This window comes from Leucobacter sp. OLIS6, assembly GCF_002752355.1.
In the GTDB taxonomy this organism is placed as follows: Bacteria; Actinomycetota; Actinomycetes; order Actinomycetales; family Microbacteriaceae; genus Leucobacter.
The window spans coordinates 79,422-100,299 of record NZ_MRAV01000014.1 but is presented as its reverse complement, the minus strand read 5'-3'; the positions used below and the strand labels follow the sequence as shown (position 1 = coordinate 100,299).

Annotated in this window: 17 protein-coding genes; 10 read left to right on the top strand and 7 right to left on the bottom strand. The window is 71.2% G+C overall.

Annotation, left to right across the window (positions count from 1 at the left end; genetic code table 11):
• Window positions 1–25: 25 nt before the first annotated feature.
• From BMH31_RS10585 to pheS, 4 genes are read right to left on the bottom strand one after another with little or no spacing between them, the layout of a single operon-like run.
• A complete protein-coding gene (locus BMH31_RS10585) occupies window positions 26–781 on the bottom strand; it encodes an NAD(P)H-binding protein (protein WP_099725261.1) in 756 nt (251 codons plus the stop codon).
• A gap of 10 nt (window positions 782–791) precedes the next feature.
• Complete coding sequence (locus BMH31_RS10580) at window positions 792–1,205, bottom strand: VOC family protein (protein WP_099725262.1); 414 nt, start codon at window positions 1,203–1,205, stop codon at window positions 792–794.
• 45 nt (window positions 1,206–1,250) lie between these two features.
• Window positions 1,251–3,806, bottom strand: coding sequence for a phenylalanine--tRNA ligase subunit beta (gene pheT, locus BMH31_RS10575; RefSeq protein WP_099725263.1), 2,556 nt, complete (start codon window positions 3,804–3,806; stop codon window positions 1,251–1,253).
• The gene (gene pheS / locus BMH31_RS10570) at window positions 3,806–4,846 is read right to left on the bottom strand and encodes a phenylalanine--tRNA ligase subunit alpha (RefSeq protein WP_046455890.1); all 1,041 of its coding nucleotides are present in this window, start codon (window positions 4,844–4,846) and stop codon (window positions 3,806–3,808) included. Before pheS ends, pheT begins: the two co-directional genes overlap by 1 nt.
• A gap of 81 nt (window positions 4,847–4,927) precedes the next feature.
• On the opposite strand from pheS, the gene BMH31_RS10565 reads away from it, so the two are divergent.
• From BMH31_RS10565 to BMH31_RS10550, 4 genes are all read left to right on the top strand, one after another.
• Window positions 4,928–5,587, top strand: a complete 660-nt coding sequence (locus tag BMH31_RS10565) for a hypothetical protein (protein WP_099725264.1) — start codon at window positions 4,928–4,930, stop codon at window positions 5,585–5,587.
• A gap of 87 nt (window positions 5,588–5,674) precedes the next feature.
• Window positions 5,675–6,298: a copper resistance protein CopC gene (locus BMH31_RS10560; RefSeq protein ID WP_099725265.1), complete on the top strand. Its 624-nt coding sequence runs from the start codon at window positions 5,675–5,677 to the stop codon at window positions 6,296–6,298.
• Window positions 6,299–6,553: 255 nt separating this feature from the next.
• The gene (locus BMH31_RS10555; RefSeq protein WP_099725266.1) at window positions 6,554–7,114 is read left to right on the top strand and encodes a copper chaperone PCu(A)C; all 561 of its coding nucleotides are present in this window, start codon (window positions 6,554–6,556) and stop codon (window positions 7,112–7,114) included.
• Entirely contained in the window at window positions 7,101–8,345 is a 1,245-nt protein-coding gene (locus BMH31_RS10550; protein ID WP_099725267.1) for a Dyp-type peroxidase, read from the top strand. The genes BMH31_RS10555 and BMH31_RS10550 overlap by 14 nt, the downstream gene beginning before the upstream one ends.
• A gap of 90 nt (window positions 8,346–8,435) precedes the next feature.
• On the opposite strand, the gene BMH31_RS10540 is transcribed toward BMH31_RS10550, so the two are convergent.
• Complete coding sequence (locus BMH31_RS10540) at window positions 8,436–10,958, bottom strand: cell wall-binding repeat-containing protein (RefSeq protein ID WP_158234974.1); 2,523 nt, start codon at window positions 10,956–10,958, stop codon at window positions 8,436–8,438.
• Window positions 10,959–10,963: 5 nt separating this feature from the next.
• The gene (locus BMH31_RS10535) at window positions 10,964–13,297 is read right to left on the bottom strand and encodes a S8/S53 family peptidase (protein ID WP_099725268.1); all 2,334 of its coding nucleotides are present in this window, start codon (window positions 13,295–13,297) and stop codon (window positions 10,964–10,966) included.
• A 220-nt stretch (window positions 13,298–13,517) separates the two neighbouring features.
• Here BMH31_RS10535 and BMH31_RS10530 point away from each other — a divergent pair, with 220 nt between their 5' ends.
• From BMH31_RS10530 to BMH31_RS10505, 6 genes are read left to right on the top strand one after another with little or no spacing between them, the layout of a single operon-like run.
• On the top strand, window positions 13,518–14,636 hold the full coding sequence (locus BMH31_RS10530) for a PLP-dependent cysteine synthase family protein (RefSeq protein WP_099725269.1): 1,119 nt from the start codon (window positions 13,518–13,520) through the stop codon (window positions 14,634–14,636).
• 41 nt (window positions 14,637–14,677) lie between these two features.
• Window positions 14,678–16,093, top strand: a complete 1,416-nt coding sequence (locus BMH31_RS10525; RefSeq protein ID WP_099725270.1) for an NtaA/DmoA family FMN-dependent monooxygenase — start codon at window positions 14,678–14,680, stop codon at window positions 16,091–16,093.
• On the top strand, window positions 16,090–16,980 hold the full coding sequence (locus BMH31_RS10520) for an alpha/beta hydrolase (RefSeq protein WP_099725271.1): 891 nt from the start codon (window positions 16,090–16,092) through the stop codon (window positions 16,978–16,980). Before BMH31_RS10525 ends, BMH31_RS10520 begins: the two co-directional genes overlap by 4 nt.
• A 59-nt stretch (window positions 16,981–17,039) precedes the next feature.
• On the top strand, window positions 17,040–18,080 hold the full coding sequence (locus BMH31_RS10515; RefSeq protein WP_099725272.1) for an NrtA/SsuA/CpmA family ABC transporter substrate-binding protein: 1,041 nt from the start codon (window positions 17,040–17,042) through the stop codon (window positions 18,078–18,080).
• Window positions 18,055–18,951 (top strand): ABC transporter permease, encoded by an 897-nt coding sequence (locus BMH31_RS10510; protein WP_099725273.1) that lies wholly within the window; start codon window positions 18,055–18,057, stop codon window positions 18,949–18,951. The genes BMH31_RS10515 and BMH31_RS10510 overlap by 26 nt, the downstream gene beginning before the upstream one ends.
• Window positions 18,948–19,676, top strand: coding sequence for an ABC transporter ATP-binding protein (locus BMH31_RS10505; protein ID WP_099725359.1), 729 nt, complete (start codon window positions 18,948–18,950; stop codon window positions 19,674–19,676). Before BMH31_RS10510 ends, BMH31_RS10505 begins: the two co-directional genes overlap by 4 nt.
• Before the next feature lie 90 nt (window positions 19,677–19,766).
• Here the strand turns inward: BMH31_RS10505 and BMH31_RS10500 are convergent, their stop codons facing one another.
• Window positions 19,767–20,609, bottom strand: coding sequence for an RNA methyltransferase (locus BMH31_RS10500; RefSeq protein ID WP_099769565.1), 843 nt, complete (start codon window positions 20,607–20,609; stop codon window positions 19,767–19,769).
• Window positions 20,610–20,878 lie beyond the last annotated feature (269 nt).

Sequence of the window (20,878 nt, the reverse complement as noted above, 5' to 3'; positions counted from 1 at the left end):
CCGGTCCGTTCCGGCCGATCGTGCGCTACGCCTCCGAGTGTGCCCCCGAGGCGAGCCATTCGTCAAAGGTGGTCGCGTCGAGCTGCGCGTCCGGCCCGGGCAGGATCGAGCCGTCGCGGATCGCGCGCCCGAATCCGCGGGGCATCGGGAACTCGATCACGCGGCCCGATCCCCCGCGCGCCGAGCCGATGCGGCGCACCAGATCGGCCATGCGTTCTTCGCGCGGACCCGCGAGATCCGGCGCGTCGCCGATCGGACCGCCCTCGGCGATCTCGACCAGCCGGGCCGCGACCGACGCCGCCGCGACGGGCTGGGAGCGCATCGCCGGCATGAGCGTGAGCGAGCCGAGTCGGATCGCGTTGACGCTCGCGAACTCGAAGAACTGCGTCGCGCGCAGCACCGTCCACGGCACCGATCCCCCGGCGACCGCCCGCTCCTGCGCGGCCTTGCCCGCGTAGTAGCCGTACGGCGCTCGAGCGGCGCCCACGATGGACAGTGCGATGTGATGCCGGACGCCCGCGGCCTGCTCCGCGTCCAGCAGGTTCTGCGTCACCCTCTCGAACCACTCGGTCGAGCGCCCGGCAGACACCGTGAAGGCGCCGGACACATCGATCACGGCGTCGATGCCCGCGAGGTCGATCCCGGTGCCCGCGCTCAGGTCGGCGCCGGTCGAGCGGGCGAGGATCCGTACCTCGTGCCCGCGATCGTGGGCGATCCGGGCGACGTGCGCCCCGACCGTCCCGGTGCCGCCCGCGACGGCGATGGAGAGGTGCGCGCTCATGCGGCCAACGCTACTCGGTCTCGGGGCCGTCCGGTTCGTATCCGATCAGCCAGCGCACGCCGAAGCGATCCACCACCTGACCGTCGTGCGCGCCCCACGGCCGCTCGACCAGCGGGTCGAGCACGCGCCCGTGCTCGGCGAGGGCGTCGAACCAGGCGTGCAGCGTGTCGGGATCCGCCCGCCCGAGCAGCGAGAGGAACATGCCCGTCATCGCCACCGCGTCTTCATCGGGGCCGGCGTCTGCGGCGAACAGCGAGACGGGGCCGGTGAGGATCCCGTGCGCGATCGAGTCGCCCGGCCCGTCGAAGCGGCCGAACTCGGTGAAGGTGTGCGCGGTGACGACCCCGCCGAAGGTCGCCCGGTAGAACTCGAGCGCCTCGGCGGCGGTTCCCGGCAGCAGCAGATACGGGGCGGGCGCGGTCATACCGTCATGGTACGCCGCGCCCGTCCGTTGCTGGTGCGATCGCGCTCAGTCGCGCAGCTTCGCTCCGAAGCGCTCGCTCGCCGCGGCGACGCCGGCGAGCTTCGCCTCGCTCGCCTCCTCGGCGGTCAGCGTGCGATCCTCGGCGCGGAAGCGCAGCGCGAAGGTCAGCGCCTTCTCGTCGTCGCCGAGCCCGGCTCCGCGATAGTCGTCGACGATCGTCGCGCCTTCGAGCAGGCCGCTCGCGGTCGCACCGGCGATCACCGCGTCGAGCACCTCCGCCGCGGGGATCGCGCGATCCACCACGAGGGTGAGGTCCTGCGTCGCCGCCGGGTAGGTCGACAGCTGAGCGACCTCGGGCTCGCGCGCAGCGACCTCGATGAGCCGCTCGAGATCGAGCTCGAACGCGGCGACGCGACCCGGCAGGTGCACCGCCTCCGCGGTCTCGGGCGCGAGCTCGCCGGCGACGCCGACCGACTCGAGCGAACCGTCCACCCGGACGAGCAGCTCGGCGGTGCGCCCCGGATGGAACGCGCGGTGCGCGCCCTGGCGCACCACGAGTTCGGCGGAGACCGCACCGGCGACGACGCGCGCGGCGTCGAGGGCGTCGGCCCAGTCCCAAGCACGAGCGGGCTCGCCCGCCTGCTTCGCGACCGCGGCGCCCACGAACAGGCCCGCTGCGCGGCCCGGCTGCTTCGGGATCGAACCGTCGAGCTCCGCCAGCACCGCGTCCGACGGGCGCTCACCGAGCGGCGGCACCGAGTCGGTGCCGAGGCGGACGTGCTCGGGATCGAACACCGCGCCGAACTCGACGAGCGCGAGGTCGGTGAGGCCGCGCGACACGTTGCGCTGCGCAGCGGTCACGAGCCCGGCGAGCAGCGAACGGCGGAGGAACGGGGCCTCGCCGTCGAGCGGGTTCGCCAGGCGGATGGCGTGCACCGGGGCGGCTGCGCCATCGGCGGGCTCGGCGCCGGCCCCGAAGCGATCCAGCTGGGCGCGGGACACGAACGGGTAGCTCTGCACCTCGGTGAGCCCCCAGGCCGTCGAGACGTTCGCCGCGCGGCGGCGCAGACGCTGCTCCCGGGTGAGTCCGCGACCCGCAGGAGCGGTCGGCAGCACCGAGGGGATGCGGTCGTAGCCGATGATGCGCGCGGCCTCCTCGACCAGATCGGCGGAACGCGTGAGGTCGGCCCGCCAGCTGGGCGCCGTCACCTCGAGCGTGCCGTCGCCGACCTCGACCAGCTCGCAGCCGATCATCTCGAGCGCGCCGCGGATCTCGGCGTCGCTGTAATCGGTGCCGAGCAGGCCGTTGACCCGCGACAGCTCGAAGCGGACCGCCTCGGGCGCCCACGGCGCCAGGAGCTCGCTGCCGAGCTCGTCGACCGTGCCGCCGCCGAGCTCGACGAGCAGTTCGACCGCGCGCTGCGCCGCGGCGCGCGCGACGAGCGGGTCGACGCCGCGCTCGAAGCGCTTGGAGGCCTCGCTGGGGAGCTTGTGCCGGCGCGCGGAGCGGGCGATCGAGACGGAATCGAAGGTCGCGGCCTCGACGAGCACGTCGGTGGTCGCGTCGTCGGTCTTGGTCGACTCGCCGCCCATCACGCCGGCCAGGCCGATCGCGCCGGAGTCGTCGGCGATGACCAGGTCCTCGACGTGCAGCGTGCGCTCCGCGCCGTCGAGCGTGACGAGGGTCTCGCCCTCAGCGGCCCGGCGCACCCGCAGGCCGCCCGAGACCTTGCCCAGGTCGTAGGCGTGCAGCGGCTGGCCCAGTTCGAGCATGACGTAGTTGCCGATGTCGACGGGCAGCGACAGCGCCCGGACGCCGGCGAGCTGCAGGCGCGAGACCATCCAGGCCGGGGTCGGTCGCGTCGCGTCGATGCCGCGCACCACGCGCGTGACGAACCCGGAGGCGCCGACGCGGCCGCGGATCGGAGCGGCGTCGTCGATCGTCACATCGAAGCCGGACGCCGGGACCGGGACGACCGCCTCGGCGGGGTCGCGGAACGCCGCGCCGGTCGAGTGCGCGTACTCGCGGGCGACGCCGCGCACCGAGAACGCGTAGCCGCGATCCGGCGTCACGTTGATCTCGACGGCGGTGTCGGCCATGCCGAGCAGCTCGAGCGCGTTCGCGCCCGGCTCCGCGTCGATCCCCCAGCGGCTGAGCACGATGATGCCGTCATGATCGTCGCCCAGGGCGAGCTCACGGGCCGAGGCGATCATGCCGTCGGACACGTGGCCGTAGGTCTTGCGCGCGGCGATGCGGAAGTCGCCGGGCAGCACGGCGCCGGGCAGGGTCACCACGACCCGATCGCCGATGTCGAAGTTGTGGGCGCCGCAGACGACGCCGCGCACGTCCTCGCCGCCGTCGGCGGCGCGCTGGCCCTCGGGCGCGACGCGCACCTGGCACCAGTTGACGGTCTTGCCGTTGGAGTGCTCCTCGGGCTCGCGGCTCAGCACCTCGCCGACCACGATGGGCCCCGAGGCGTCGAAGCGGCGGATCGACTCCTCCTCGAAGCCGACGCGGACGAGATCGGCGTGCACCTGCTCGGGCGTGGTGCCCCCGGGCAGCTCGACGGATTCCGCGAGCCAGGAAAGCGGGATACGCATCAGACGAGTCCTCCGAACTGCTGGTTGAAACGGGTGTCGCCCTCGACCATGTCGCGCATGTCGTTGATGTCGTGGCGGAACTGCAGGGTGCGCTCGATGCCCATGCCGAAGGCGAAGCCCTGGTATTCCTCGGGATCGATGCCGGCCGCGGCCAGGACCCGGGGATCGACCATGCCGCAGCCGCCCCACTCGACCCAGCGCGCCCCGCCCTTGGCGTTCGGCTGCCAGACGTCCATCTCGGCCGACGGCTCGGTGAACGGGAAGAAGTTCGGGCGCAAGCGGATCTTCGCCTCCTCGCCGAACATCTGCCGCGCGAAGTGCTCGAGCGTGCCGCGCAGATGCGCCATCGTCAGACCCTTGTCGATGGCGATGCCCTCGATCTGGTGGAACACGGGGGTGTGCGTCGCGTCGAGCTCGTCGGTGCGGTAGACGCGGCCCGGGGCCACCACGTAGACGGGCAGTTCTCGCCCCAGCAGGGAGCGGATCTGCACCGGCGAGGTGTGCGTGCGGAGCAGCAGGTGCCGATCGGCCGGCTCCACGAAGAACGTGTCCTGCATCGCGCGCGCGGGGTGGTCGGGATCGAAGCCGAGGGCGTCGAAGTTGAACCACTCGTGCTCGACCTCGGGGCCCTCCGCGATCTCCCAGCCCATGCCGATGAAGATGTCGGCCGCTTCCTCCTGGAGCTGCGCCAGGGGGTGGCGGCTGCCGGCGGTGCGGCGCACGGGAGCCTCGGTGACGTCGACGGTCTCGGCGGCGAGGCGGGCCTGCGCCTCGGCCGCGGCGAGCTCGCCCTCGCGGGCCTTGTAGGCGCCCTCGAGGCGGCCGCGGGCCTGCCCCATGAGCTTGCCGGTCGCGGCCTTCTCGTCCTTCGGCACCTCGCGCATGCGCGCGTTCAGCTGCGCGATCGCCGAGGCCTCGCCGACGTGGGCATTGCGCGCGGACTTCAGCTCTGCGACCGTCGCCGCAGCGGCGAATGCGGCGAGCGCCGCATCGACCGCCGAATCGACCGCGTCCTGGGTAATGGGATTGGTGTCTGACACGGGAACCGATTCTATCGGGAAGAGCGGAGCGCGGAGGCCGGACGACGGAGGTCGGGTCCCCGCTCACGTAGACTGGGCCGTATGTCCGCCCGGCCCGACGCACGAGCTCCCATGAGCCGTGCTGCCCGCACCGCTCGCGGTGCGGCGGGCGCCGGACTCGCGACGCTGCTGGCAGCGGCGTCCCACGGTCTCGCCGGCGGCACGGTGACCGCCTTCTCGGTGATCGCGACCGCCGTGCTCGCGCTGCCGCTGTGCGTGCTGCTCGGCGGGCGGGTCGGGTCCCTCTGGCGTCTCGCCGTCGCGGTCGGCGCGAGCCAGTTCGTCTACCACTGGTCGTTCTCGGGCCTCGGCCTCGTCGGTTCCGGTTCGTCCGCGACCTCGGCACCGGCGCCGCTGCACGCCGGCCACCTCGCCGCCATCCAGTCGATGGCTCCGACCCTGCAGATCGGTTCCGACCCGGCCTCGGCCGATGCGGCGATGTGGGCCATGCACGCGGTGGCCGCGATCGCCACCATCGCACTGCTGCACCGCGGCGAGCGCGCCTTCCTCGGACTGGTCGCGCTCACCGATTCGCTGCTCGCCGCGCTGCGGAGCGTGCTCCTCCCGCTGCTGCTGGGCGTCGGCGCGCATCGTCCTGCCGATCGTCCGGTCTCGCTCTTCCTCGCACCCGCCGCCCTGCGCGAGCGGCTGCACTCGCTCTCTGCGATCACGCACCGGGGTCCCCCGGCGCTCGGCGCGTAGCTCCGGCCGCGCCGTCCGCCGACCTCAGACCCCGCCCGCGGTGCCGTTCCGCGCACCCGGCTTCAGCAGAAAGCGCTCAGCTCACCCATGTCCAGAACTGTCTCGCGGCTCCGCCGCTTCACCGCGGCGGCGGCGATCGCCGGCGCCCTCGCCATCGGCGGCACCGCCCTCGCGGCGTCGCCGGCCTTCGCGCACGACGAACTGGTCGGTCAGGGATTCACCCAGGACCAGCAGACCGGTGCGGTCTCCGGGATCACGCTGACGTTCAGCGACTCCGTGATCAAGGTGGGCACCGAGATCGCGATCACCGATCCGAAGGGCGCCGTCGTCAGCGACGGCGACGCGGTGGTGAACGCGCGCGACGTGAGCCAGGCCGTCAAGGCTCCGCTCCCGGCGGGCGGCGCCTACCAGGTGGCGTGGCGCGTGGTCTCCTCCGACGGTCACCCGATCTCGGGCAGCTACGCCTTCGAGGTGGCCGAGGACGGGTCGGCGAAGGTCACCGCCGTCGGCGAGAAGGATCCCCGCTTCACCGAGCCCGAGGGCAGTGCGAAGTCGGATGCGTCCTCCGAGCCGACGGCGTCCTCCGAGTCCGGCGGCGTGCCGATCGGCGCGGTCGCGGGGATCGGCGGCGGCCTGGTGGTCGTGATCGCCGCGACCGTGGCGCTGACGCGCAAGAAGAAGCCGAGCGACTCCGCGGACTCCGCGGAGTAGTCCTCTCTGGCGCGCGCCTCGACTGCGCGCGCTCCCCCGCTGCGCGCCGAACGCGCGCGCAGCGATCCCTGTTTCGCCGTGCCCGCACGCGGCGATGCCCGGCGCGCCCGCGCGCCGAAGCGTCGCCCCGCCGCGGCTGGACCGACCTGCTGCGGCTGGACCGCATCGACGGCTCGGCCGTATCGACGGCTCGGGCGCGCCCGCGGCACGGCACCCGGCGCACACGCGCCGACGCACATCATCTGGAGTACACCCATGTCTGTTTTCACTGTTGCCCCGATCCGTCGCGCCGCCACCGGCGTCGCCGTCTCCGCGGCCGCGCTCGCGCTCGGCCTCGGCCTGACCTCCTGTTCCTCGACGCCGGCGCCCTCCGAGAAGCCCTCGGCGACCGCCGAGCAGCAGCAGAAGGCCCCGGTCGAGCTGGCGGATGCCTGGGTCAAGGCGACCGACGGCGACATGAGCGCCGTGTTCGGCACGCTCAAGAACTCGGGTTCGTCCGACGTCACGCTCGAGTCGGCCTCGACGCCGATCGCCGGCATGGTCGAGCTGCACGAGACGATCGTCGAGAACGGCACCGCCACCATGCGCAAGAAGGAGGGCGGGATCAAGATCCCGGCCGGCAAGACCGCCGCGCTGGAACCCGGCAGCACCCACATCATGCTGATGGACCTGAAGAAGCCGGTGAAGGCCGGCGACGAGGTCCCTGTCACGCTGAAGTTCTCGGACGGCAGCACCCTCGAGGTGCCGGTGCTCGGCAAGGCGTTCAGCGGCGCGAACGAGAACTACGACGGCGGCGCCGAGCATGCCGAGCACTGAGCCCGCGTCAGTCGAGACGGCCGCCCCGAGCGCGTCCTCGACGCGCTCGGTCAGCCGGCGAGGGCTCTTCGGAGCCCTCGCCGGGGCGGCCGGCGGCGCGGCCGTCACGGCTGCCGGCTTCGCGATCGCGGGCGGCGTCGGCCGCCCCGACGCGGAGCCGGCCGCCGAGACGATCCACGGCTCCGAGCGGATTCCGTGCCACGGCCCGCACCAGGCCGGAATCACGACGGCGCACACGGCGCACGTGAGCTATCTCGCGCTCGATCTGCTGCCCGACGCCGATCGCGATGGCATCCTGCGCATGCTGCGTCTGCTGAGCGGAGACATCGAGGCGCTCACCGCGGGCACCGCTCCCCTGGCCGACGTGGAGCCGGAACTCGCCGAGTTGCCCGCGCGGCTGACGGTCACGGTGGGCTTCGGCCGGGAGCTGGTGCGGCGGGTCGATCCTGCGGCGGTGCCCGCGTGGCTGGGGCCGCTGCCGAAGTTCTCGCGGGACCGGCTCGAGGAGGCGTACGGCGGCGGCGATCTGCTGCTCGTGATCGCAGCCGACGATCCGGTGACGATCGCGCACGCGGCGCGGTTCCTGGTGAAGGACGTGCGTCCGTTCGCGAAGCCGCGCTGGCGGCAGGACGGGTTCGCGCGGGCGCGCGGCACCGAGTCCGGCGGTCGCACGATGCGGAATCTGATGGGCCAGGTCGACGGGACGGTGAACCCGAAGCCGGCCGCGTCCGATTTCTCCGGGCTCGTGTGGCTCGGCTCGGATGCGGGCTGGTTGCGGAACGGCAGTGCTCTGGTGCTGCGTCGGATCCGCATGGAGCTCGATACGTGGGATCGGGTGGATCGGGTCGGTCGTGAGTTCGCGATGGGTCGGACCCTGCGCGAGGGCGCGCCGCTGACCGGCAGGAAGGAGCACGACGAGCCGGACTTCGCGGCGCGGGATTCGCTCGGCTTCACCGTGATCTCGAAGGACGCGCATATCGCCCGCGCGCATTCGACGGATCCGGCCGAGCGCATCTACCGGCGCGCGGTGAATTACGACGACGGCCTCGAGCAGGGGCTGCTGTTCGCCTGCTATCAGCGGGATCCGCTCGCCCAGTTCGTACCGATCCAGCGACGCCTCGACGAGGCGGACCTGATGAACGAGTGGGTCACCCACATCGGTTCGGCGGTGTTCGCCATCCCGCCCGGGTGGCGTGCCGGGGGCCGGCTCGGCGAGACGCTCGTGGCGTAGCGGTCCGGGCGCCGGCGGTCGCGGGTGGCTGGACGGCGGTTGGCCGTCCTGCCCCCGCGACCGTCGGTGTCGGTCCCGGGTGGCTGCCGGTCAGGCGCAGGTGTTGCGGTTCGTCAGCACACGCTCACTCACCACACCCGAACCACCCAGCACATACCCCGCCTGCGGCGCAATCTCACCCAGCACACCCGCCACCGATGCCGGCACACACCCCGAACGCACCAATAGCACCGGACCCGGCTTCCCACCAGCAACCGCAGCACCCGTCAACGCGTCAGCGAACCCCGCACCCGTCGCGAGATACACCGTGCCCGACTTCGCATGCCACGCCTTCGCGATCGCCGCCGACGTCGCATACCGGTCCGCACCACTGTGACGGGCGACCTTCGCACTCCTGCCCAGGCCAGACTCGATGCCCTTGGACACCACACCCGTCCCGCCCGCAATATGCACCGCGGCCGGCTTCAACGCGGTGATCTGCGCCTGCACGTCGGCGCGCACGCTCCCGGCCTTCCCGTCGACGAGCAGCACCGGAGCATCCACGCCACCCGCGGCCGCTCCCGCGGACAGGGCATCGGGGAAGTCCCGGCCCGTCGCGATGAACACCGCGGACGCACCCGTCTTGCCCCAGCCCGTCTTCGCGATCTGGTTCGCCGTCGCGTACCGGTCCTTACCGCCCATCCGCACCGTCTTCGCGCCCAGGGCACCCACCTGCTGCTCGACCCCCGCGGACACCGCGCCGGTACCGCCGGCGATGTACACCGTGTCGGGCTTCAGGCGCTGCAGTTCCGTCTTCGTCGCGGCCGTGAGGGTACCGGTCTGGGTCAGGAGCAGGGGCGCGTCCTGCTTCACCGCGAACGGGGCCGCCGTGAGCGCGTCCGCGGGGACGTCGTAGCGGGACAGCACCACGGCCTTCGCACCGTTCGGGAAGTGCTCACGCGACACCGTGACCGCGGTCTCGAACCGGTCCGCGCCACCCAGACGCGACCACACCGCAGCCGGCTCCACCGGCGGGTCCACTGGCTTGTCGGCGGCCTCGATCGTGATGAAGTACCGCGATTTCACGCTCCCATAACCGACAGCCAGATCTACTTCTCCCGGCTCCTGATCGTCCGGGACCGTGCAGGTCACTGTGAAGCTCGTCGTGGCCTCAACGGGCACGGTCTCCCGACACAATCCAGCGATCAGCACTTCACCGCCATTGTCGAATCCGGTTCCGGTGATGGTGATGGTCTCGCCGGGTTTCACCGTCGTTGCCGACAGCTTGACGCTCCAGTTGACAATCCAAGGCATGGAACTCTGCACGAATCCGGTGGTTGTTCCGTTGAACACGATCTGCCCGAGATACGCGTAGTCGCCCGTGTCGAGGAACACGCCGTAGCCGGTCACGTCGTGCTCGCCCAGCGCCGCCCGGATCTCATCGAACGAGACCGGGGTGTCAGCAGGAACTCCGCCGACGGGGGCGGACAGCATCCACTCGCTCGCCTGCGAGAGGTCGCCATTCTTCGGCACCGCCGCCCGCACGATGACGTCCACCGGCACGTCGCGCACCCCGTCGGGATAGGCACGCACCAGCACCTGAGCCCACAGCGGAGCCGCGGGGTCTTCGTCTTCCGAATGATCCCAGGGTGACTTCGGCGTCGCCGCAACCCGCATCGACTGCGCTCGATCGATGCCGTTCGTCAGGTACGCGCTCTCTTCGAGACCTTTGATGAGTTGGACTTTGCCATACATGTTCAACCCGCCGGGAACCCACTGCCCGATCGTGCTCTCGTAGCTCAGCCGCCCGCCAGCGTCGGCAGCGTCATGCCACCCCGGGAAAGTATCGCCGTTCGGCCGAATCTCCGGAGCACTTTCCCGCTTCTCTTCACCCGCAGGAGTGGCCTCGGGGGCCGGACGGAACTTCGTCACCCCCGAGGTGTCGGTGAACGAGGACACCAGCACCGGTTCGGCAGGCTTCCACGCGAGGAACCCCGTCGAGATCGCGTACGCGCGATCTCCCAGCGCGGCGAGCATCTCGTCAGCGGGAGCGGCCGCGCCCGCGCCCAAACCGCCGACCGCCTGACTCGTCGTCCACACGCTCGGATCGCCGACGGGGGCGCGAAGCGTGGTCCAGAGGTCTCCGTCGTCCCACGTGCCGGACGCATTCACGTCGACGCGCACACCCACCTGGTAGCTCAGGTCCTCTTTATCGGACGCAACGAGCTCGAGCCCATCGAGGACGTCCCCGAGCGGCGTCGAGTCAGTCGTCTGTTTGACGTCGTTCCCGTTCCCGCGGATCACCTGCGTTGGGGCACCTGCTTCGAGCAGCACGCCGTTGCGCTGCTGCTCCACCCGCTGCGCGTACCCATCGCCCGGACCGAAGTGCCAGGTGTTGTAACGCTCCGACTCGCTCTCGGCGGTCGTCGGCTGGACACTCGCGCCCGGCACGTACGTCGGGGACTGCGCGTCACGCTTCCCGGCGTCAGCCGCCGGGGCCGCGTTCGCGGTCCCGGCGAAGCCGAGCCCGCTCGCGCCGAGCAGTACGGCGATCGCGCCCGCGGTCAGGCGCCGCGACCACCGGGCGGGCTGCCCGGCACGTCCGGCGGAGTGCGTCTGGTTCAGGTTCTGCATGGTGCTCATTTCTCCGGCGCCAGCCGGAAGTTCGCGGTGTTGTTCCAGTTGCCGCTCTGTCGGTAGTCGGGGCTGACCCGCCAGGAGGTGCCGGATCGTTCGAACGGGAAGTGGAGGAGCGCGCCCGTGGTCGGTGCCCGATACCCGAGATGCGCCGGAGTCGTACCGGTCGCGGGGAACACGAACATCTGCTCCTTGTCGCCCCAGTAGGTCTTCTCGCTCAGCGCCTGGGTCTTCGTCTGGAACGGTGTCACCGGGTTTCCGGTGCCCCAACGCACCATCGGCGCACCGGTGTCGGGCTCGCGCGTGACGAGGTCGGGATTCCCGTCGCCGTTCACGTCGGTCACCGCGACCAGTCGGGACACTCCGGCGAGCGATTTCTCGACGCGGGTGCCCGGGCCGGAACCGTCGGCGCCGCTGTCGGCGGTTCCGCTCCCGGCGTCCTTCGACGCCGAACGCGTTGTCGCGGAGCGCTGCCCCGTGCCGTCCGCGGACGTGTCCGAACTCGCCGACTCCACGGACTTCGTACCGCTGCGCGTCCCGACGGGGTCCATCGAGGTCAGCAGGATGCGCTCCGCGCCGAGTCCGACCCCGTACGCGTCCTTCGCGCGCGCCACCAGGCTGCCATCGGCCATCACCATCACGACCGCGCGCCCACTCCCCGTCGTGGGATGCGGCAGCTGACTCGCGAAGGTGAGCCCGCGCAGGCCCGACGCTCCCGTGGCGAGGATCGTCTGCGGTGCGGCGAACGCGTTCGTGGCCCGGTTGTAGCGGTGGTACAGCAGCCGGTCGCCGGTGACCGTGATCACACCGTTCGTGTTCGGCGCGTCGTAGTCGTGCACGGGCACGATCCGGCTGTGCGCTTTCCAGTCCCATCCCGTCACCAGATGCGTGTCGTGACCACCCACCCAATCAGCATCGAGATCAATCTCGGTCATCTTCATGGGAATCGACGTATCCACTCCGGTGAATACGAATTCTGCCTTCCCGTTCCCCGTGAAATCGTGCGCGGGCGTCGCCCGCTTGCCGATGGCATCGGCCAGCCAGAGGCGCGGAGTCACGACGCCGGTGTTCCCCGGACGCTGATCGGCCACGGGCACCCCCGTCTCGCGCATCAGCGCGACGAGTTCGTCGACCGTCTTCGAGTACCCGAACTTCTCACGCAGCACCGCGAATGCGCCCGCGACCTGCGGCGCCGCGAACGACGTTCCCGCCATCGGACCGTACTGCCCCTCAAGGTGAGGCTCGGCCGGGCTCGGAATGTTCCACGCCAGATTCGTCTGATCGTCGAGCGCTCCGCTCCCGACCGGAGCCAACAAGTGGTTGGTGGTCGACGCGTTCGTCGCGACTTTCTCCTTTGTCGTGAGCGTGTTCAGGTCCTTGATCCCGGTCGCCCCGACACGAACGAGCCCTTCAGCACACGACCACGTACCGACCATGGATGTGTGCCCCTCGTTGCCCGAAGCAACCGTCACCGCGACATTCTTCCGTTTCAGCTTCGCCGCGGTTTCACCGAGGAAGTTGGCCTCACACGACCCAGACCCCGCGTCTCCGCCGCTCGCCGAGAGATTTACGGCCGCGATCCGCCCCGGATACTTCGGCACGAGCACCTCATCCACATACCGGAGCGCCGCTCGCACCGCGGGATTGTTCCAACCCACCTGATCTCCGATCTTCAGCACGATCAGCTCCGCACCGGCCGCGACTCCCGCGTGCCGTTCGTCCGTCGGCGCGTACGTATAGGGATTCCCCGCAACGGCACTCGCCACGGCAGTGCCGTGTGCGTTGTGGCAGAAATGCTCCCACGGCGGGAGATCACCTTCGCGCTCCTGAACGCATACCGCGTTCTCGAGGTCCTTCGACACCGCGCTGCTGCCCGGCCCGGTCAGGATCTGCACGGCCGGGTCGAGAACCCACGGACGGCTCGACGCCCCGCAGAGGTTCTTCGCCGGAACCTTCTCTCCCGATTTCAACGTCCACACGGAGTCCCCGAAGAAGCACGCCTCGTCGATGACCTTGCCCTGCAGCATCGGATGCTGCGGGTTGAACGCGCCGTCGATCACCACGACGATCTGCCCCTTGCCGGTGAAGGCACGACCCTCCGCATCGGAGAAGCCGCGGGTGTAGTCACCGCCGAGCAATTCCGGCATCGACTCCCTCGCGATCGCACTCCGCGTGATCCGCGACCTATCGAGGTCATCGGGGAGCCCCTGGCTCGTCACCGCCCCGGGCGTCACCTCTTCCGCCCCCACCGCCCCCGCGACCTGCGGCCCGGCGACCAGGCCGGAGCCCAGGAGCATCGCTCCGAGGCCCAGGCTCAGTATTCGTCTTCCACGCATCTCAGCTCCGTCACTCAGATTCGCCGACTATCGGCTACCGGTAACATACCAACAAACGAAAACGCCGATCCCGTTTTCCACAGCGACGTCACCCGAGCGATCACCCTGCACCTCAAACCATAACGTCTCATTACTTCACACATCACACGAGCTAGTGGATCTGACATAGCTTGTGCGGAAGAACCCGACCGATCCGGTCCCCTCTCGCACAAGGAACCCCATGCCGCACTCCGCTCAGGCCCTGCCGATCTCCTTCCCCGATCCGAGCCGCAGCCGCACCTACGACAGCGTGCTCGACCTCATCGGCAACACCCCGCTCGTGCGGCTCAACCGGCTCACCGAGGGGCTGCCCGCCACCGTCTACGTGAAGCTCGACGGCTTCAACCTCGGCGGATCCTCGAAGGACCGCATCGGCCTCAACATCGTGCGCGAGGCCATCGCCGGCGGCGAGCTCCGCCCCGGCGGCCGGATCACCGACACGGGCGCCGGCAACACCGCGATCGGGATCGCGCTCGCGGGCAACGCGACCGGCCACCCCTCGAGCTCGGTCCCGCTGCCCACGCTCTCCCCCGAGAAGGCGCGCCTGCTCGAGTTCCTCGGCGTCGAGCTGCTGCCCGGCCGCCCCGACGTCCCCCGCGAGGACCCCGAGAACTGGGCCAACGTCGCGCAGCGCCGCGCGGAGGCCGAGGCCGACGGTTGGTGGTCGCACCAGGAGTCGAACGGCGACAACCCCGCCGCCCACATCGCCTCGACGGGCCCCGAGATCTGGCATCAGACCGGCGGGCGCGTCACGCACTTCCTCGCGCAGATCGCCACGGGCGGCACGGTCAGCGGCACGGGTTCCTACCTGCACGAGCAGAACCCCGAGATCACGGTCGTCGCCACCGATTTCCACGGGTCGATGCACTCCCAGAGCAACCTGTACCGCGTCGCGGCGGGCGAACCGGGTGCCGAGCATCTCGAGCGCGACTGGCCCGAGAACATCGACCTCGACGTGATCGACCGCCTCGAGCGCCGTGAGCGCGAGGCGGCCATCGCACTCGGCTGGCGGGCGGCGCGCGAGGAGGGGCTCCTCATCGGGCTCTCCTCGGCGCTCTCGCTCGGCATCGCCCTCGAGCTGGCCGCCGAGGCGGACGAGGACGACGTCTTCGTGGTGTTCTCCGCCGACAGCGCCCGCGACTACGTCTCCCGCGAGTACAACCTGGCCTGGCTGCGCGAGAACGAGTACCCCGAACTGGCCGAGCGGCTCGCCCGCGGCGACTACTCCGCGCCGACGCACGGATCCACCGATCCCGACACCGTGCTCGTGACCCGCGCCGACGCCCGCGTCCTCGCCTGAACCCGACCCGCCGGTTCGTTCCGACCCCTGACAGGATTCTCATGCCCCAGCATCCCCGCACCGATCGCGATCACCTGATCCTCGCGCTCAGCTACTGGCCCACCGGAGCCACCAACAGCGGCTGGCGTTCGCGCTCGTCATCGCTCGACGGCATCTTCGCCCCCGGCCTGCTCGCCGAGACCGCCCGCACCGCCGAGCGCGGCGTCTTCGACTACTTCTTCTGGGGCAACACGGAGGACAGCTCGAACGCGAACCCAGGCGGCGTGATCCGCAACGCGTTCCAGTTCAACGGCTTCGCCGCCGCGTCCTATCTTGCGGCGGTCACCTCGCGGATCGGCCTCATCGCGAGCGTCAACACGACCTACAGCGATCCGTACCTCACCGCCCAGCTCGCGAGCAACGTGGATCACCTCTCGCGCGGACGCTTCGGTATCAACTTCGTCGCCGGCGCACCGGGAGGCGCCGCGCATCGCAACTTCGGACACGGTGAGCGCCCCGACCACGCTTCCGCGTACGTGCGCGCGAACGAGTACCTCGAGATCTTCACCCGCCTGCAGGACTCCTGGTCGGACGACTGGTTCGTCGGCGACAAGGAGGGCGGACGGCTCTTTGCCCCGGAGGCCGCCGAGCCGATCGACTTCGTCGGACAGCACTTCCAGGTCGCGGGCCCGTTGAACGCTCCGCGATCGCCGCAGGGGCGCGTGCCGATCCTGCACGCCGGCACCTCCGAGGAGTCCTTCGCGCTGGGTGCCCGCTACGCCGACGTCCGGTTCAGCCCCTACGCCTCGATCGAGTGGAACCGCGCCTACGCGCAGCGGAATCGAGAGCTCGCGGTCGCCGCCGGACGCTCGGCCGAGGACTACGCCTTTGTGGTCGGAGCCAACATCTACGTCGGCGAGACCCGCGCCCGCGCCCGGGACCTGTTCAACGAGGTGCAGCGGAACCTGGTCGAGCGGTTCTCGCCCGTCGTCGTCGGGCGGCACCTCGGCCTCGACCTCGGGGACATCCGCCCGAGCGAACGGGTCATCGACGTCGTGGATTCGACCGCCCTTCCGGCGGACGGCACGGGCCGTGCTCTGCTCGACGAGTTCGCCGGCATCGTGGGCGACCACGACTTCACTTTCGACGACCTCTTCCGTTTCACCGCGAACAAGAAGAACTTCCCGGTGGTCGTGGGCGATCCGCGCGAGGTCGCCGACTGGATCGAGGCCGGGTACGTCTCGGGCGCGTTCGACGGGGTCAAGGTGTTCCCGCCGTTCATGCGCACTGCGTTCACCGATTTCGTCGACTTCGTCGTGCCCGAGCTCCAGCGTCGCGGCGTCGCCCGCACCTCGTACACGACCGAGACGCTGCGGGAGCACTTCGGTCTTGCTCGGCCCGGGGTGCTGCGCCGCTCCCCCGAGTCGAGCACGCGACCGTCCGTCGCCACGGCGGAGCTGCAGGGGGTCAACGCGTGAGCGGCGGCTTCACGGTGCTCCGCGACATCGAATACCGGCCCGCAGCGGACGGGTTGCGCCCCGCCGCCTTCGATCTGTTCGTCCCCGAGCATCGTGCTCTTCCCGGGGCATTCGTGTTCCTGCACGGAGGCGGATGGCGCTTCGGCGACAAGGCCGCGAGCGAGCGGATCCCGGCGGCGCTCGCCCGGACCGGCGTCGCAGTGGTCAACGCCAACTACGCGCTCACGACCGAGCGTCCCTATCCGCAGAACGTCGATGACGTGCTCGCGCTCATCGCGCACCTCGAAGCGCACGCCGAGGAGCTCGGCATCGACAGTGCCGCACCGATCCTGGGCATCGGCGGCGCGTCCGCCGGCGGGCACCTCGCGTCGCTCGCGGTCACGAAGGGGCTGGCCGAGGACCGGCTCGCCACCCGCCCGGCCGCGGTCGTGTCCTGGTACGCGCCGCTGGATCCGGCATCGCGGTTCCTCGCGCACCGCTACCCGCCGGCCCAGCGACCCGGCGGGTTCTGGGACCGCGGCGGCGCCGAGCCGCCCAGCCCCCGAGACCCCTTCGTCCCGTTCATCGGCACCGAGGACTTCGGCGCGGTCACCCTCGACGAGGCGCTCGACGGCGATCCGCGAAGGCACCTCGCGCAGCTCGATCCGAGCGGCCTCCCGTCGTTCCTGCTGCTCACCGGCTCCGACGACTCCGCCGAGATCCGGTACGCGCAGCGCACCTGGCACGGCGCGCTGCGCTCGGTCGGCGCCGAATCGACGCTGCTCGAGATCGCCGATGCCGACCACGAGGACCCGCAGTTCTCCTCCCCCGCGCTCATCGGAGCGGTGGTCGGCCACCTGCGGCACGCCCTCGCCGCGGCCCCCGTTCCGGCCCTCTCCGAACTCTGACCTCTCTCCTGCCCCATCCCAGCCACGCACGCGGCACGCTCGAAAGGACCCCGCTGCACATGAAGACCACATCACGAACCCTGCTCCGCGCCGGAGCCGCCGCACTGATCATCGCGACGACCGCGATGCTCGCGGCATGCTCCTCCTCGGCGTCGGCGCTCGAGAGCGGCGCGAAGTCCGACGGCGGATCGACGTCGAAGGGTTCGGGCGAGAGCTACACCCTGCGGGTCACCGACCCGGGCAACATCGGCTGGCTCGCCGTCGCGAAGCACGACGGCACCCTGGAGCAGGCTCTCGAGCCGCTCGGCGCGACCGTCGACTGGGTCCCTGCGAAGGGCGCGGTCTCGGCGAACCTCCCCCTGTTCAGCACCGGAGAACTGCAGGTCAGCGAGGGCGCGTTCACACCCGTCGTCGGCGCGGCGGCCAAGGAAGCGCCCATCCGCATCGGCGCCGTGCTCGACACCGAGACCGCGGGCGACGACTCCGGGATCATCGCGACGAAGGCGAGCGGTGCGCGGGCGGTCGCCGACCTCCGGGGTAAGACCGTCGCCGTGAACCCGGCGGGCAAGGGCGAGTACATCGTGCTCCAGGCGCTCGCCCAGGCCGGGATCGCGCCGTCCGAGGTGACGCTCAAGTACCTGCAGCCCGCGGACGCCCTCGCCGCGTTCGCCTCGGGCAAGGTCGACGCGATCTCGACGTTCGGCGACTTCTTCCGGCAGGCGAAGGCGACCGGCATCATCGTCGCGACCGAGCACGACATCGACTCGCAGGATCGCGAGATCATCCTGTTCACCACCGACCTGCTGCAGGAGCGGCCCGACATCGCGAAGGCCGTCGTGCAGGCCGCGACGCCCCTCGTCGCCGATCGCGCGAAGCACCCCGAGCGCTTCGTCAACGTCTTCGAAACGACCGGCCCGCGGGCGCTGACCGGCGACGCGCTCGCCTGGCAGCTCGAGGTCAACCGCTCGCGTCCGGCGACCCTGCGCCTGCCGAACGCTCAGGATCGCACCCGTGTGCAATCCATCGCCGACCTCTTCGCGAAGAACGGCGTGACCCCGAAGGGCGTGCAGGCGAATGGCCTCATCGCAGACCTGGGCTGAGGCACCGGTGTCGGGGGCGATCCATGGATCGGCCCCGACACCGGCCCGCCCGGTCGAAGCGCCGATCGCGCTCCGATCCCCCGACTACCCGCGCGAGCGGGTCGCCCACCGCGGCGCCGTCCTGCTGCGCCGCATCGCGCTGCCCGGATCGGTGCTCCTCGCTTGGTGGATCGTCTCGGCCCTCGAGCTCGTCCCCGCGGCGGTGCTGCCGAAGATCCCCGACGTGCTGGCCGCCGGCTGGGATCTGCTCGCCAGCGGGCAGCTCGCGGTCTCGCTCGGGGCCTCGCTGACCCGCGTGCTGATCGGCGTCGTGCTCGGCGCCGGCCTCGGGCTCGCCCTCGGGCTCGTCGCCGGGCTCTCGAAGGCGGGCGAGGACCTCGTCGACGGATCCCTGCAGGTGGTGCGGGCGATCCCCTTCCTCGCGGTGATCCCGCTGTTCATCGCCTGGTTCGGCATCGACGAGCAGTTCAAGGTGCTCGTGATCGCCTTCGCGACGATCGCGCCCATGTACGCGTACGTCTACCTGGCCGTCCGCGGCATCGACCGGCGGCTCGTCGAGGCGGCCCGCGGCTACGGCCTCGGCGGGGCCGGACTCATCCGGGAGGTCGTGCTGCCGCTCGCGCTGCCGGGGATCCTGATGGCGCTGCGCATCAGCCTGAGCATCAGCATCGGCGCCCTCATCGCCGCCGAGAACGTTGGCACCCGGGTCGGGCTCGGGTATCTCGTCTCGCTCGCGCAGCAGGTCAACCGGGTCGACTACCTCTTCCTCTGCGTCGTGGTCTACGCACTGCTCGGGCTGCTGTTCGACGCGGTCGTGCGCCTGCTCGAGCGGATCCTGCTGCCGTGGCGAGCGGGGGTGGCACTGCGATGAGCATCGAAACCGCATCCATCGGAATCGAGGAGGATCTCCGTGTCCGCGTCCGCGGCGCCTCCCTCTCCTTCGGCGAGCACCCGGTGCTCGATCGCATCGACCTCGACGTGCGCAGCGGCGAGTTCGTCGTGCTCCTCGGGCCGAGCGGCACCGGCAAGACCTCGCTGCTGCGCGTGCTGGCCGGCCTGCAGCGGCCCGATGCCGGTGACGTCCTGGTCCCCGAGCGGAGCACGTTCGTCTACCAGGAGCCGCGGCTGATCCCGTCGAAGCGGGTCCTCGCGAACGTCGCGATCGGACTGCCCCGGACGGAAGCGACACGCGCCGCGGCCGCGCACGCGCTGGAGGAGGTCGGTCTCGCGGGACGGGAGCGCAACTGGCCCGCGACGCTCTCGGGCGGCGAGGCGCAGCGCGTCGCGCTCGCCCGGGCCCTCGTGCGGGAACCGCAGCTCCTCCTGCTCGACGAGCCCTTCGCGGCGCTCGACGCGATCAAGCGGATCGAGATGCAGACGCTCGTGGCGGAACTCGTGGATCGGCACGGCCCGGCCGTCGTGCTCGTCACCCACGACATCGACGAGGCGATCCGCCTCGCCGACCGGATCCTCGTCCTCAACGCGGGCGGGATCGCCTATCAGCATGTGCCCGACAGCGCGCGTCCGCGGGACCCCGCCGACGCCTCGCTGGTGCCGCTCCGGCAGCGGCTGCTCGAGGAGCTGCACATCCGGTAGCGCTCGGCGCAGCGGCCACGGCCGCGGGCCGGGTTTGCCCGGCTCGCGGACGTCGTCGTCTCGGCCGTATCGGCCGTCGTCGTCGCCCGCTCAGACGCGCTGCGCGAACGCCGTCGTGTACAGGCAGACCGACGCGGCGGTCGCGAGGTTCAGCGATTCGGCCGCGCCGTAGATCGGCAGTCTGCGGGCCGCATCCGCGAGCCCGCGCTCCTCGTCCGTGAGCCCGTGGGCCTCGTTGCCGAACACCCAGGCGACGGATCCGGCCAGGGCCGGATCTCCGGGGGCGAGCTCGGCGCCGTTCACGTCGGCGGCGAGCACGGCCAGGCCCGCGGCTCGGGCGGCGTCGATCGCCGCAGCGAGATCGGGGGCGGTCACCACAGGCAGGTGGAACAGCGAACCCGTCGTGGAGCGCACGACCTTCGGGTGGAACGGGTCGATGCTCGCGCCGGCGAACACCACGGCGTCGGCGCCCGCGGCGTCGGCCGCGCGCAGCACCGTGCCCGCGTTGCCGGGATCCCGCACCTCGTGCATGATCGCGACGAGCTTCGCGCCGTTCAGCGCCTTCGCGAGCGCATTCGCCTGCTGCGCGGCATCGGCGACCTCCCAGCTGCGGGCGACCGCGATCACGCCCTGCGGTGTGACGGTCTCGGCCATCGCCGCGAGCACGGGCGCGGTCACGCGCACGAGCGGGAGCTCGCGGCCGTCGCGCCGTGTGCTCGCCTCGGCCTCGTCGACCAGGCGGTCCACCTCGATGAGGCGCTGGTCCCCGTCGAGCGAGACGTACACCGTCTCGGCGAGCTCCGGACGGTGCACGAGCAGCTCGCGCACGGCCTGCAGGCCCTCGACCAGGAACCGGCCCTGCTCCTGCCGGATTTTCTTGCGGGAGAGTGCTGCGGGCGCCCGCACGCGTCCGGCCTTCGGATTGTCGAGGATCTCGTTCACCAGTCCAGGGTAGTCCCCACGGGGCCGGGCGGGCGGGACGGCGGACGGGGCAGGCGAGACGGACCGAACTGAACCGCCCCGAACCGCCCCGAACCTCGGGGGCTGCGAATGCGAGTCGCTGGCTGCGCGACCCACCATTTCCCGCACCCGAAACTTGGCTGCGCCGCTCGACACCCGGCTGCGCCGCCCGGGACCCGGCTTCCGCGCCCGAAAACGCGAGAACCCCGTCGCGAATGCGACGGGGTTCTCGGGAAGCGAGA

Bases quoted from the DNA above. Each gene is read 5' to 3' on its own strand.
- BMH31_RS10585 (WP_099725261.1), bottom strand. From the start codon at position 781: ATGAGCGCGCACCTCTCCATCGCCGTCGCGGGCGGCACCGGGACGGTC.
- BMH31_RS10580 (WP_099725262.1), bottom strand. From the start codon at position 1,205: ATGACCGCGCCCGCCCCGTATCTGCTGCTGCCGGGAACCGCCGCCGAG.
- pheT (WP_099725263.1), bottom strand. From the start codon at position 3,806: ATGCGTATCCCGCTTTCCTGGCTCGCGGAATCCGTCGAGCTGCCCGGG.
- BMH31_RS10565 (WP_099725264.1), top strand. From the start codon at position 4,928: ATGTCCGCCCGGCCCGACGCACGAGCTCCCATGAGCCGTGCTGCCCGC.
- BMH31_RS10560 (WP_099725265.1), top strand. From the start codon at position 5,675: ATGTCCAGAACTGTCTCGCGGCTCCGCCGCTTCACCGCGGCGGCGGCG.
- BMH31_RS10555 (WP_099725266.1), top strand. From the start codon at position 6,554: ATGTCTGTTTTCACTGTTGCCCCGATCCGTCGCGCCGCCACCGGCGTC.
- BMH31_RS10550 (WP_099725267.1), top strand. From the start codon at position 7,101: ATGCCGAGCACTGAGCCCGCGTCAGTCGAGACGGCCGCCCCGAGCGCG.
- BMH31_RS10540 (WP_158234974.1), bottom strand. From the start codon at position 10,958: ATGCAGAACCTGAACCAGACGCACTCCGCCGGACGTGCCGGGCAGCCC.
- BMH31_RS10535 (WP_099725268.1), bottom strand. From the start codon at position 13,297: ATGCGTGGAAGACGAATACTGAGCCTGGGCCTCGGAGCGATGCTCCTG.
- BMH31_RS10530 (WP_099725269.1), top strand. From the start codon at position 13,518: ATGCCGCACTCCGCTCAGGCCCTGCCGATCTCCTTCCCCGATCCGAGC.
- BMH31_RS10525 (WP_099725270.1), top strand. From the start codon at position 14,678: ATGCCCCAGCATCCCCGCACCGATCGCGATCACCTGATCCTCGCGCTC.
- BMH31_RS10515 (WP_099725272.1), top strand. From the start codon at position 17,040: ATGAAGACCACATCACGAACCCTGCTCCGCGCCGGAGCCGCCGCACTG.
- BMH31_RS10510 (WP_099725273.1), top strand. From the start codon at position 18,055: ATGGCCTCATCGCAGACCTGGGCTGAGGCACCGGTGTCGGGGGCGATC.
- BMH31_RS10505 (WP_099725359.1), top strand. From the start codon at position 18,948: ATGAGCATCGAAACCGCATCCATCGGAATCGAGGAGGATCTCCGTGTC.